The organism is Colwellia sp. E2M01, assembly GCF_018860585.1.
Lineage (GTDB): Bacteria > Pseudomonadota > Gammaproteobacteria > Enterobacterales > Alteromonadaceae > Colwellia.
In genome coordinates this window covers 1-14,717 of the sequence record NZ_JAHKPR010000081.1, presented here as the reverse complement: position 1 = coordinate 14,717, position 14,717 = coordinate 1, and the positions used below count along the sequence as shown (strand labels likewise).

The 14,717-nt window shown below is 36.6% G+C and carries 7 protein-coding genes; 3 read left to right on the top strand and 4 right to left on the bottom strand.

Annotated features, from left to right (window positions below; genetic code table 11):
• Positions 1 to 131: 131 nt before the first annotated feature.
• The 4 genes from KO502_RS15330 to KO502_RS15315 all read right to left on the bottom strand — a co-directional run bounded on the left by KO502_RS15330 (position 132) and on the right by KO502_RS15315 (position 8,467).
• Complete coding sequence (locus KO502_RS15330) at positions 132 to 851, bottom strand: SapC family protein (protein WP_216023446.1); 720 nt, start codon at positions 849 to 851, stop codon at positions 132 to 134.
• A gap of 14 nt (positions 852 to 865) precedes the next feature.
• Positions 866 to 2,428: a tryptophan halogenase family protein gene (locus tag KO502_RS15325; protein ID WP_216023445.1), complete on the bottom strand. Its 1,563-nt coding sequence runs from the start codon at positions 2,426 to 2,428 to the stop codon at positions 866 to 868.
• Between the two features lie 193 nt (positions 2,429 to 2,621).
• Positions 2,622 to 4,748: a hypothetical protein gene (locus tag KO502_RS15320; protein ID WP_216023444.1), complete on the bottom strand. Its 2,127-nt coding sequence runs from the start codon at positions 4,746 to 4,748 to the stop codon at positions 2,622 to 2,624.
• Positions 4,749 to 4,807: 59 nt separating this feature from the next.
• Positions 4,808 to 8,467, bottom strand: coding sequence for a TonB-dependent receptor (locus tag KO502_RS15315; protein WP_216023443.1), 3,660 nt, complete (start codon positions 8,465 to 8,467; stop codon positions 4,808 to 4,810).
• 506 nt (positions 8,468 to 8,973) lie between these two features.
• Between KO502_RS15315 and KO502_RS15310 the strand changes: the two genes are divergently transcribed.
• The 3 genes from KO502_RS15310 to KO502_RS15300 all read left to right on the top strand — a co-directional run bounded on the left by KO502_RS15310 (position 8,974) and on the right by KO502_RS15300 (position 14,267).
• Positions 8,974 to 11,319 (top strand): beta-galactosidase, encoded by a 2,346-nt coding sequence (locus tag KO502_RS15310; RefSeq protein WP_216023442.1) that lies wholly within the window; start codon positions 8,974 to 8,976, stop codon positions 11,317 to 11,319.
• A gap of 286 nt (positions 11,320 to 11,605) precedes the next feature.
• Positions 11,606 to 12,220: a GntR family transcriptional regulator gene (locus KO502_RS15305; RefSeq protein ID WP_216023441.1), complete on the top strand. Its 615-nt coding sequence runs from the start codon at positions 11,606 to 11,608 to the stop codon at positions 12,218 to 12,220.
• Positions 12,221 to 12,551: 331 nt separating this feature from the next.
• Complete coding sequence (locus KO502_RS15300; RefSeq protein ID WP_216023440.1) at positions 12,552 to 14,267, top strand: sulfatase-like hydrolase/transferase; 1,716 nt, start codon at positions 12,552 to 12,554, stop codon at positions 14,265 to 14,267.
• The last annotated feature ends 450 nt before the right edge of the window (positions 14,268 to 14,717 follow it).

Genomic DNA, 14,717 nt, shown 5'->3' with positions numbered 1-14,717 from the left:
CTCTACAATCAATGCCTTGCCTAAAGGCGTTTCTAATTCCAGCTGAATTCTGCATCTTCAAGTTGAGCGGGTATATAATGCGCTAGCTGTGAGTAACAACTTCAGTCGTATTACCCTTTCTTTTCTAGCTTTTACTTTTTCTGTGAGTTTTTCCACTTTATCAACTTTTCAATATGAAGACCTGATGATAGTAATAGATGACATACCTGCAATATTCCACTGTGATGACACTGTTCAAGAGCATCACCTTTGAGTTCAGTTACCGCTTTCTGATTTATAGCATATAAACCAGTTAAGCTTGTGGCCTCTTTATCATTAAACTGAATATCAATGGATACCGGTTCAATTAACCCCATTTCATCAGCTTTCTTTAAAATATCATTAGTTTCTTTAGTACCAGACATTAATTGAGAGAACGTTTTCTGAATACGTTGTAAATAATCAGTAGCCTCGCCCTTATCATTAAAAAGACGCTCCCCCTTACCTTTTGTTAATGAAGGGCTAGCGGTATCAAGCACAAGCCTAGCTCCTTCAGACAAATCACCTTCAGGCATGTGAACAATAAAAGGTCGTCTTAGCATGTCTAATGGTAGGTAAGTTGCTTGCCAAGCATTCTTTTTTAAATACAAGTTTTCACCTTTTTCAAAACCGAAAATAGCACTTAGTTGAAATTGTCCCGTTCCTGGGTTTTTAGTAATATATATAGGGTATTCATGTACTAAGGTAGCCAATTCACCTACCACTACAATTGCTGTATTGATGTGGTTGTGTGGCACATCAATTAAAGAAGTCTTTATTTTAATGTTTTTGTGGCGAACGGTATCAAGTAATTCCATGGTATTAGTTGTCATAATTTTCTCGTTATTTAAATTTTAGATAGACCATATTTATAAATTTTATTAAGTAGATCTCGGTTTGTTGGCAATGCAGAAAGTAGTTTATTCTCTCTGATATTTTTTTGTCTAATATTCTCAGTTACATAATTTTTAATATAAGGCTCAAGTTCAAAAAGGGGTTCGGTACGAAATGAACTTCCATACAATACAAACTGATAACTTGTCGCCTGAAAAAGTTCACCTGTCGCTTCAAAGTCATGCACGTTAGGCACTTTATGTTTCCATAAAGTGAGTAACTCTTGTAACCTTTCAGGAATGGTGTTTTCTTTTTTATTTTCTAGCCAAAATGGTGACGTTCTATTACTTAACACATAATGTAATTTGAGAAAGTCTATTGCCCTACTCCAACGATACTGAAACTTATCGTTAAAACGTTTAGCTGATATTTCCATGACGTTATGTGTTAAAGGTAGTTGCTCTGCAATCATTATTGCAGATAATTCAACTAGTACTAATGCTGAGGCTTCAAGTGGCTCTAAAAATCCCGCTGATAAACCTACAGCAACACAGTTTTTATGCCAAAACTTTTCTCTATGACCCGAGGTAAACTGTATTTTTCGTATGGTAAGGTTATCGGTTGAGCCGCCTGTTGATTCTATATAACGTAATAAATCAACTTTCGCTTGTTCAACTGAGCTGTATTTACTTGAAAACACATAGCCAACACCTCTACGTGATGGTAACCCTATGTCCCAAATCCACCCTGCATCTTGCGCCGTTGATTTAGTACAAGAGGCAATAGGACCATTGGGGTCACTATACTCTACTTGTGTAGCTAATGCCGTGTCTGCAAATAAAATATCATCAACTGGTTTAAATTTAACCCCTAATGTCTCGCCAAGAAGTAGTGATTTGAAACCAGTGCAGTCAATGAATAAATCACCTGCGAGAACTTCTCCGTTATCAAAAACAAGAGACGTTATATTTTGCTGTTCGTCTTGTCTTATTTCATTTACTTCAGCCAAAACATGGTTTACACCGAGTTTAGCAACACAATGTTTTTGTAAAAACGATGAAAATAAACCTGCATTTAAATGATAACCATAATTGGTTGACGACTTATATTCCGCATCTGTAATAGATTTAGGCGCTAAAGCACGGTCACAAATTTCAGATTGAACTGAAAATTGTTTCGAAAAAGCTTGTTCTGGGGTTTGAGTATTAGATTTTTCTGACCAAAATTCAGCAAAAACGCCATCAATAGAACGCTGTAAATCATCAAAGGGATGATGATAAAAACCAATTCCCTGATCATTATCCCAACCTTGGAACTTTGAGCCTTGTTTGAAAGATACATCACACTCTTTTAAAAAGTCAGTTTCTGAAATACCCATACTTTGCAGCGTTGAAGCCATGGTAGGCCAAGTACCTTCACCTACACCAACCGTTGGAATATTGGGTGATTCACATAGCGTGATAGTAAGTTCTTTATTTGCTATTCGGGTAGGAAAACGTGAAGCCAAAACGCCTGCTGTGATCCAACCCGCAGAGCCTGCTCCAACTATCACAATTGATTGTATATTGTCTTTCATAATGCTCTTCTATACACCTTACTGAATGTAAATATTGTTAATAATCAAAATTATATAGTCAATAAATATTATCGTTAAATAAAAAATGATTCTAATAATTGATGCAAATAAGATTGAATACACGGCTCGATAAGTTTACAAAGAAAAAAGCCGTTCACAAGGAACGGCTTTTTACATTTTAGCTACTTCCTAATTACTCAGGAATTGCATAAACACGTACATTATCAATATTATACATCGCGTTAGCTTCAGTAAATGAAATATCTAATATTAGATCTTCATTTTCCCAATCAACATCCGCAGGGTTAGAGCCCGTACTTAGTACTCCATCAGGGTTCATCATAAATGCTCCCCAGGTATTAACAGTTGTTGAAAACGATTGTGTCATTGCTACATTACGAATACTAATAGTAATCGGCGTTGCAGCATCCACAGTATAATTATCTCCGAAATTCGTGTACTCTGTATTTAAATCAACAACGTAACGATTTCCAGCCTTTATTGCACCTGCTTTTAACGGAAGACTAACTGTCACTCCAGTAGAGCCAGTAGTATTAACAGTCAATTCCATCGCATCATTAATAGCTACAGTACCACCGCCTGAATTTACCGGAACATCTCCTTCGAAAAGACCTGCATTATCAACGATAATATCATGAGCAGCTTTGTCATAGTCGCCGTAGCTTATTAATGTTATATCATCAACATCATGCTGACCGACCTCAGTTTCCCACTGCATTAGAGCAAAATTGATTGGGCTTTCCTCTTGCCCATCCCAATTACCGCCTTCTTTAGTGCTTAAAGAGTGAGTTACTTCTCTCCATACACCTGTTCTTGTATCTAATGAGCGACTACCAGCCCACCTTGCAGTACCTGTAAATACAGAAGAATAAATATTCTTACTTTCTGTATCTGTATCAGAACGGAACCAGTAAGATGCTAGATACTTTTCATCATCAGCCAAAGATGGTATGAAGTTTTCCGCAACAACATCAAGATCACATGCTGCACCTTCAAATCTTAAACCATAGTTACCTGTTCTAGCTGACTCTGCTTGAATGGTTCTTACATCACAATTTGCATTTATCCATCCTATAGTAACAAAACCAGATGTATTACTGTCAGTAATTGGTCCAACAGAAGCATCTTTTTCAAAATCAGCATTAGGGAAACCATTAGCTGTCATCAGGTTGGTTTCAACACCATTTAAAGTTAGGGTTAAAGTACGTTCGCCATCAGAAGTGTTACCATTAGTATCAGCAACTTTATAAGTGAATGTGTAATCTTTTGTTTCACCTGCTTTCACATCAGCAAAAAAAGCATGAGGATCAAACGTTAAGTTATTTTCCTCTACAGATATACCATAAGGAATGGTTTCACTGCCATTTAACTTAATTGTATTAACAACAACATCATCGCCTTCACGATCAACAGCATCAACAGCAAGGTCATATACTTGAACCGTAGCGGTTTCATCAACGCTATCTGCTAAAAAGTATTCAGCAAACAGTGGTGCACCAGCTACGTCTTTAACCCCAAGAATATTGATGGTCATATTTCGTTCAATTTCATGATTATTATCTTTAATAGTATAAGTGTAATTGAACGTTACCTGCTCGCCATCAGGGACTTGAGAGGCGATTGATGCAATATCGACATTCAGCATATTATCAACAACAGACAATGGCAATGCAAATGGGTTGCCATTATCAGGAGTAATATCTGAAGCGAGAACAGTTAATACTTCACCATCGGCGTCAGATACATTCGCAAGTAAATCTAAAGTGACTATTCCAGCATCTTTAGTAAAATTACCAACTAGATCGCCAGTAGCCACCGGCGCAAAATCTAAACCGTTGAGAGTAATAGTTGCAGTTCTAGGTGTTTTATTTTTACCATCAAACACATTGTAAGTAGCAACAACAGTGTGAGTCTCGCCACTATCTAATGAAGGCGCAAATACTTCAGGACGAATGGTTAATTTATTGCCTGTTAACGATACTCCAGATGCAGCAACATCATCAGGTGCATCACCTGTCGATTCAATAACAACATCAGACACAGATAGGTAATTTGCGTCTGCATCAGTAGCAACGCCTTCGCCAGAAGTAGCACCTTGTGGGGTACCTAACAAGTCAACTAACCTAGTTAGTTCAGGAGTTTCTATATTTTCATTAATTGTAATGTTTATATCGCCACCATGAGTCGGGGCATTGTCATTCGGTTTAACTTCTGGTGTGTAGCTTTCGCTACCACAGCCAGACAATGCAAGTGCAATTGAACTTGCTAATAACATTTTTGAACTTTTAAATGTTTTCATAATTTAACACCTATATCTTGATTAGGGACAAGACTATGTTGTCCCTAACCTTTAAATTTTTAGAAATTAACGCGTACGCCTAAACGGTAAGTAGTGCCCACTTTGTACTTAGTGTAAGTACGATGTGTTGGGGCATCACCGTCAAGTGGATTACCTTCATCTAACGCTACAAAGTCATAACCTGCTGCATTATCAGCGGCTACTTTTTGTACATCTAACGTTCTGCTTGTGAAGTAAGTTCTATAAGCTGCGTCAGTTAAGTTGATAGCTTGGAAGGTAATTGAAATATCGTTATTCACTTTATATGAGGCCGATAAATCTAGGGTATTACGCCCCTCATTCCAGATAGAGCCTTGGTTCCAAGTACGGCCTGACTGACCATTAAAAAAGTCGGTACCTACTAGTGAGTCAGAAGTTCCTCTATAGCTCAAGCGTAGTTGATGACCACTATGTTCCCAAAAACCAGTAAAGTTATAGCTATGCTCTGGTGTATCCGCTACCGGGTATGAAGGTAGTGTAACTGTTGGGTCAATAGATGAAGCCCCTGAATCATACTCACTTTGTTGATATGTATAGTTAGCTGAAACACCGAACCCACCTGTCCATTCAGGTAGATCAAACATTTCAGGTATAAAGTCATAAGTATCCATATAACCAACTTCTACACCGTCAATTACAGCATCCTTAGAGTTGACATATTTGGTCACTAACATATTTGCACAATCATCTACTGGATTACCACTATACGTCGTAGCGTCATTTTCTTTATACCCGAATTCGGTAGCAGCTCTAAGAGGATGACAGTCACCAATAGGATCGTCTGCTGTTAAAATCAGATCCGCGCCATTGGTAGGAGCGTCATTAGGGTCTCTTACGCTCTTAACAAGGGATAACGCTGTTTCACGGTCAGCAAAGTTAGACATATCTTTTCTGAAATAGGCAAGACTTAACATACCTGTATCACTGAAATACCATTCAGCCGACAAATCTAAATTAATTGATTCAAGTGGCTCTAACTCAGTGTTAAATACAGTAACGTTACCAGAATTGGTACTACCACTTCCCCAATACTGTCCTTCGTTTAATTTATAACCAGGTCGTAACAAATCTATCTCTGGACGAGTCATAGTTTGAGACACAGCAAAACGAGCAATAAACTCATCATTTACTGCATAGTTAAGGTTTAAACTAGGTAAAAAGTTAGTATAACTATGAGTTTTATTAGCCGCTACCGAAGCAAGGCCTTTATTAACAGGGTTTGCCGCACTATAATTTGTATTTTGTCCATCAGTGTTACCATTCCATAGTGGTAATTCATCAAAACCGTATGTAGTACTAGTCGAAACATCTGCGTAACGCCAAGCTGTTTGCCATAATACATCAGAGGTACTAGGGTTTGGTTGTGGGCCTGTTCCTGCGCGGAAACTGTTTAATGCGTCTGCGTAGTCTGCAAATGCTGGATCATGACATGGACCAGCATCAGGAATTGGTGTCCAAGTTGATGGATCTGGACCTGCACTTGTATCCCAACCTAAACCATCAACACGTTGATATTTTTGGTCATACAGTTTTACCTCTCCAGTAGGGCCTACCTTAATTGCAGGACATTCTGGTAAACTTCTGTCTGCTAACTCAGTTAGTGTATGACGGTCCATATCACGTTGTAAGTCACCACTTTCGTAATAATTAATACCTGAATAGCCGCTTGCATCAACCTCAGTTTTAACATAACGAACACCGATATCACCGGTTAACTTGCTATCAAAAAACTCAAAATTAGTTTTTAAGTAAAGAGCTTGAGTATCTATATCTGTCTCACGAGAAGCTGTGTTATCAACATCACGTACAACATCACCATCACCTAAAACCATTTCTTTAGCTTTAAACACATCAATAGGTGTCCAACCTACTGTTGCACCTTCTCTGCCTACACCAAGCGATGCCATGAAATCATCATATTTGATCGGTTCACCAGCGATCATATCACCACGAATATCATTTAAGGCGCCGCCAGGTTCAACGATAGTTTCACCTGTAACAGGATCAACAATAACTTCACTTGCTTCTAACGAACGGAAGGTAAAGCTCTGGTCGTCAACTACTTTGTTACGTTTAGAAATTTTAGCACCAAACTCTATAGAAGAAATACCAAATTCGTAGATATCCCACTCAAAATCTACTTGAGCATTGATAATTGTATCTTCTACACTACGATCTAGTTCTGTAATATTACCTAAGAAGAAAGATGCGGTGTCTTGAGGGTTAAAACCAGTAGTAGCGGTATTGTCATAATTACCCGCTCTGGTAGCTCCCTCTTCGTCAACATAGCCGTATAAATTTTCACCAAAGTCAACAAAAGTGTCTCCGTAAACCATTTTACAAATATCACCAGCAGTACACTGAGTACCTACTGGTTGAATATCGCTACCCGCATCGTATAATAAAAAGCCAGGTACTTGCCAATGGTTTTCCATGTATGTAGAAGCGTTTGGTAAGCTTTCTGATTTACTCGAAGAATAACCTACTTGAGCGTCAACACGGAAAGAATCTGTAAGCTCTGTTGTAAGGTTTAGCGTAGTGCTGAGGTTATCATTTTCTTCACCACCATCTGAACGAAGCATATTACCGTTACCGTAACGGTTAAGACGTTGAGTTGTGTCATGGGTGTCAGTATTAACTTGAATCCAGTCAATAGGATCGCTATATGGATTAGGGTCTCTTACGAAACTAGAGGAGGTATCACCTTCTACCCAGTTAGGGTTATTCGAGAAGCTTTTAGTTTGAATAGCGTCTTTTGTTCTCACTATATTTTGCTTACTATAGGTAGCATCAAACATGATTTCGGTCGAATCACCAATTAAGTATTGAAGACCTAAAGAGCCACCAAAACGATCACTTTCATTCTGGTGAAGCTCATAAGTCGCATTAGCTGCCTCGATTGCTTTTACGTTAGAAATGGTATTTCCGTGTTGATCGACTGCCTGAGTGTACAGTTGAGATGGGTTAAAATTATCCGTTCTATATTGATCTTTACGAAAAGCATTTGTTTCATCATATGCAGTGAAAGCAACACCAAAAGTATCATCCAAGAATTTTTCTGAAATAGAAAAATTAAGCTTGTGGTTTACTTCCTCTGAGAAGTCGCTATAACGACCTTGTAGTGTTAATGAACGAACACTTTCTACTTGGTCTAAAGGTCGAACAGTAACCAAGTTAACTGAAGCACCTAATGAACCTTCATCTTGGTCTGCACTAGAGGTTTTAATAACTTCTAATTTGGATAATATATCTGCAGAAAAAGAACTTAAATCAACCGCTTGCGAAAAATCGGTCGATGTTAACGTTTGGCCATTCAGTGTGATTTGGTTTTGGTTAGCGTCAGCACCACGAACAGTAATTCGTGTACCTTCACCATCAGCACTTACAACAGTAACACCAGTAATTCGACCTAATGCATCAGCAATGTTCTGATCGGTACTTTTACCTACATCTTCAGCATTGATTGAGTCAGAAATACCAGACGCAAATCGTTTGTCGTTAATATTTTTTCTCAGGCTACCTGCTAACCCGGTAACCTCAATAACTTCAATTTTATCTTCTTGGGCATTAGCACTGTTACTTTCAGAAGCAGCTTCTTGTGCAGATATATTAAGACTTGTTGATGCAAGTAAAGCTATGCATACAGGACTTAATTTAAATTTTATACTTGGATTTATCATTTTAGATCCCCTAGGTACCTTGAGTTTTCTCTTTTTATATTTGTTGGCGTTTATTTATGTCTTATTAATTTTTGTCTTCTGTCATTATAAATAAAGCTAGTAACCATAATATTTATATAAACCCAAGGTTCACATAGGTATATATTGATATTATTAAAGCTATTAACATTTATTTACATAACCACTTTAAACTCATAAAACAAAGCTTGTCAACTTTATTTTGTTAACAATACACAATTAACCATATACGAAGATTGCTGTAGTTAAACCTGTCACCAAATACACTATATAAAGTAGCTATAAATGTATTAGCGTTAATCATAAGAAATATAAAATCAGCATTTTAGCTAATAGTTTATTTATTTATCTAACTAACAACTAAATATTAGTTAAAATTGTTAATAATACAAAAAATATTAAAACTCACAAATGATTATTGTTAACAATTTACTTTATGCAAAAAGTATGTATACTGAAATGATTACAAAAATAAGGGGTATTAATTAATGAACAAAAAAACCATACTATTGCTATCTAGTATAGCTATAGCGCTGACCACATTAAGTGCATGTAATTCGGAGTCTATTAAGGTAGAAAACAATACCGCACAATCACCTACCGATATTGAATTGCAATCCTTGATTGATTTTAATTCAAAATCTGCTCTTGAGCAGGTTCGGTTCATAAATTCTTCAGCACAACCTACACCTGATAATCAAGGACTGACTGTTAATTTTGATTCTCAAAAAAATAGTTATAGCGGTATTGCTTTATCACCGGAAACGCCTTGGGATTGGAGCCAAAAAGAAGATTTTAACCTTGCTATAGACATTGCTAATCATGGTAAACACAGTGTTCAACTATTTCTTGATATAACCGATATAGACGGTGGAACCTACACTCGCAGCATTAATGTTCCAGTGGGTGATAGTAATACTTATTACGCTAAGATGGCAGGCCATGACCTTGCGACACCTGAAGGCGAAGAAGGTGTAGAATTAAATTTCACCTCAGGCTTGCGTGGTAACCCTGATACTTGGGAGTCTGATGATATTCAATTTATTTCTTTATGGGGAAAGAAGAACTTAAACCTTAAAGGCATAAAACAAATTTCATTAAGTGTGCAAAGCAATTTATTTGACAAAGAAATTACTCTAAGTAATTTAAGATTAAGAAAAAATCCTGATTTTAACCCTGCATATTTAACTAACATTGTTGATAAATACGGTCAAAATGCGACGGTTGATTTTCCAAGTAAAATTCACACAGACCAAGACTTACTCAATCAAAAAAATGAAGAAGCTAAACATTTAACAGGGTTATTACCAAAAGATCGCTCTCAATATGGCGGTTGGAAAACAGGGCCTAAATTAAAAGCTACAGGCTACTTTAGAACTGAAAAAGTTGATGGTGTATGGTCTTTAGTTGACCCTGACGGCTACCTTTATTTTGCGACAGGTATTGATGTAATAAGACTTTCTAACTCATCGACTATGACTGGTTATGATTTTGATCAAGCACTTATTGCGCAAAGATCTGCCGATAATGTTACACCTGAAGACTCACAGGGCTTAAACCGAGTGAGTAATGAGATTGCGAAAACCAGAGAATTAAAGTCTCAAACAAGAGCTGACTTATTTGAATGGCTACCAACTTACGATGAATCATTAGGTAAGCATTTCGGATACCGCATTAGCGCGCATTCTGGTCCAATGAAACATGGTGAAACCTTCAGTTTTTATTCGGCTAACTTAGAGAGAAAATACGGTAATAATGGTGAAAGTAACCAAGCCGTTATGGATAAATGGGTAGATGTAACATTAGATCGCATGATTGACTGGGGCTTCACTTCATTAGGTAACTGGAATGATCCAATGTTTTACCATACGAATAAAGTACCTTTCTTTGCCAATGGTTGGATAATTGGTGACTTTAAAACTGTATCAAGCGGCGATGACTTCTGGGGAGCTATGCCTGACGTATTTGATCCTGTATTTGAAGAGCGCGCACAGTTCACAGTAAAAACAGTTGCTGAGCAAGTTAAAAATAACCCTTGGTGTGTTGGTGTGTTTATTGATAATGAAAAAAGCTTTGGTCGACCTGGTACCCCTGAAAGTACTTACGGCATTGTAATAAGTACCTTAAAGCGCGACGGTAAGGACGTACCTACAAAAGCTGTATTTACACGATTAATGAAAGAAAAATATGTTGATATAGCCAAGTTAAATAAAGCATGGGGTAAAAATATTGAAAGTTGGGCCACATTTGATAAAGGAATAAATTCCGATATTAATAATGAAGTTCAAATAGAAGATTACTCAACATTATTATCAAGTTATGTAGATAAATATTTCAGTGTTGTTGAAAGTGCATTAACGCAACATATGCCTAATCATTTATACCTTGGGGCTCGCCTTCCAAACTGGGCTATGTCAGATGAAGTGATTGAAGCATCAGCTAAATATGCAGATGTAGTTAGTTACAACATCTATAAAGAAGGGTTAGCTGCAAGTTCATGGGATTTCTTAAGTCAAATTGATAAACCAAGTATTATTGGTGAATTCCATATTGGTGCTATGGATACTGGTTTATATCACCCTGGTTTAGTAATGGCATCTGACCAAGAAGACCGTGCGAAAATGTATAAAGACTATATGCACTCAGTTATTGATAATCCTTACTTTATTGGTGCCCATTGGTTCCAGTACATAGACTCGCCAATTTCAGGCCGAGCGTATGACGGTGAAAATTATAATGTTGGCTTTATAACAGTTACCGATACTCCGTACGCTCCAATGGTTGAAGCAGCTAAAGAACTTCATTCAACTATGTACGAACGTAGATTTAAATAGCCTTGTATTAACTTGTAAAGAATAGCGAATCGTTCAATCGCTATTCTTTCATTTAATCGGTATTCAACATTGCCCTTTCATTTACTCTCTCATTATAAAATTTGTTAATAATACGAATTTAATTGAGTGTTATTTGTACAATCCAAGGTCAAATGTAAAGTTTTTATGTTTTTGGTGAACAATAAACCATATAACAATTGTAATCTTAATATTAAACGATAAAATTGAGCGCTAAAATTTTTATAAAAAATACAATTGAATAAATAATGAATGTTATGGAGTTAACATGAATACAAGTAAGCCAAATAGAATTCTGTCAGTAAAAGATCAAATAGCCGATCAAATACGTTCAGACATCATATCAGGTGATTTAGCGCCAAATACTAAATTAAATGAAAAAGAGATGGCTGACAGATTTGGTGTGTCACGAGGCCCAATTAGAGATGTTATTTTACAACTCAGTAAGGAAGGTTTACTGATTTCTAAAAATAATTGTGGTGCTTCTGTTAACAGTATACTTGATGTAAAACTACAAAGGTTAATGATTAAATTACGCCGAGATATTGAAGTTTATGCTGTAGAACAGTTAAAGGATAAACTAACAGAACAAGCATTTACTGAATTAGATAATTTACTCGCTGATTTACAAAATGCTTTCATTAAAGAAGATTATACCCAAGTAACCAAAAGTGATATTGCTTTTCACAAGTATTTAATCAATAAAGCAGGCGGTGATGAGCTTGTAAACCTTTGGTACCCTTATGTGATGAGAATGCGTTTGAATTATAAGCGAATTACATCAAGCAGTGAATGTGTTGCAGAGCATAAATTGATTCTTGATGCATTGCGTAGCTCAAATATTAGCGGCGCAATTAAAGCTATAAAAGCAAACATTAGATAATAATTTTAATAAGGTTTAGTAACTGTAAGTTACTAAACCTTATTAAGATTATATTGCTACCATTTACAATGCATTCATTAAGCGAATTTAGAATCTTATCATCAAAAATATAGGTGGCATCAATCACCTAATAAAAATGAAAAACAGTGTTATAAATTAACTTAAAAAGTAAGGCTAGAGAGTTAATACCGACAATTTGATGTGTAGTCCTTAATACTTTTACAAAGATTGCACCATTTTATTTTTAGACTAACCACTACTCATAGTTAAATACTTAGCGTAATTTAACTGAATATATTTCTATTTCAATCAATATTTTAAGAGAAAAATAATGAAAAAAAATATTTTAACATGCTTAATGTTATGCAGTGTTCTATTATCATTTTTTAGCCATGCTGCAGATAAACGACCTAATATAGTAGTAATACTATCTGATGATTCAGGTTTTACCGATTTAGGTAGCTTTGGTGGTGAAATAGACACCCCTAACCTTGATGAATTAGCAAAAACGGGGATGCGTTTTAGTAGTTTCTACAGTAATGCTAGATGTAGTTCAACACGAGCCACCTTGTTAACCGGGGTTAATGCTGCTCATGTTGGTTTTGGTGGTGGCGTTGTTGGTGATTGGGTTAGAGAATTACCATTTCCAGCACACCGAGGCAGATTACCTTACGAGCAGCCGCTAATTTCTGAATTACTTGGTGATAATGGCTATCAGACTTTAATGGCTGGTAAATGGCATTTAGGGGGTAGCTACATAAAAAACAACCCAAAAGAATTATCGCATGCTTGGGAAGAAGCCCACTCAGGCTCAGGTCTAAAGTTAACTAAAGAAGAAATGGAGCAAGACTACCTTTCGCTCCCACCACAACGTGGTTTTCAAAAAAGTTTTGTTTTTCATGGCGCTCAAGGTAACTTATTCTTTAGCCCTGAAGATCCTCATAACTATTACGAAGATAACAATAAAGCTTCGTTAAAATATAACAATAAGTACAACATGCATTGCTACTTTGATAACGCATTTAATAAGCAGCGTTATGGCGGATGTCATGGTAAATCAGAAAAAGCTTTCTATGCCACAGACGGTATGACTGATCGCGCTATTGAAATGATGGATGAAGCTGCAACTAAAGACGAGCCATTTTTCATGTATGTTGCTTATAGAGCACCGCACAAACCACTACAAGCTCCAGAAGAGTTAGTACAAAAATATTTAAAACGTTACAGTAATTTACAAAAAATTGCCGATGATCGCCATCAAGGAGCGATTGATGAAGGCTTATTTCCAAAAGACGTAAAAGTTGCAAACAATAATTACCTATGGACTAAACAAGACCAAGCAAAGATTGATAAGTTTAGACTTCAATCTGCTGTTCATGGCGCTATGATAGAAAAAATAGATGATAACGTAGGTAAGCTTATTGCTAGTTTAAAAGCCAGTGGCGAATATGAAAACACCCTTATTTTATACTTTTCAGATAATGGTGCCGCCTCTCACATTGGCGACTTGATGAATTCACCTTATAAAGGCGTTAAAGCCTTACTATGGGAAGGTGGTGCTAGAACACATGCTATTGCTAATTGGCCTGGTGTTGTAAAACCTGGAACCATTACTGATGATGTAGTATGGGTGGGTGATATTGTTCCAACACTATTAGATATTGCTAACGTTAAGTTTCCTGAAAAATTCCATGGTTCAACACCAAGAAAGCCTGATGGCCGAAACATTATTGCTACCCTTAAAGGTGAGAAAATGGCGCCGCCAGAGGCTATTTTTAACAATGATAAAGGACAACAAAGCGTACTTTACCAAGGGCGTTGGAAACTTTTAATTGAACCTGGCTGGTATTTACAAACGCTTGCAAAACCAGGCATTATGTATGAGTTATACGATATAAGTGTTGATCCAGGTGAAACAAAAAATCTGGCAAAAGATAACCCTAAGTTAGTCAAAAAATTAACAACGATGGCTGAAGCGTGGAAAAAAGAAAGTAACATTGTTGAGTATTCAAATATCATCAAATTAAAGCCTAACGACCCGTATTAACCCTCCCGTCAGTTAGCTAAAGTCTTCAAGAGTGGTAGAGTGAAATCTACCCTCTTTTATCTTTATCCCCCCTACTCTACCTAATATTCCACTATCTAAGTGTAATTCTAATTTAGCTGCGAGCTAAGTACTTCAAACAAAATATAAAGCGCGAGCTTTAATCAAAGGGTAATAAGCTCATAATTCGCTCTAACTCGATAGCTAGCATCAATAAATCACCTCCAAATTTAGACTCCACAGTCCATCTTATACCAATTTGATTAAATTTCTTCCCAACTCAGAGCTATGCTCGATGTGCAATAACAAGGCGAATTTGTTTAGGTCTAGTCATTCTAAATCAAATAAATTTAACGATGTTAATGTACATAGAGCAAGCTCCCAAAGGGCGAATTTAAAAGGCTTACATGCTGCGTTATTGATTTTGACAAGGACGCTACATGGATGTAGCTT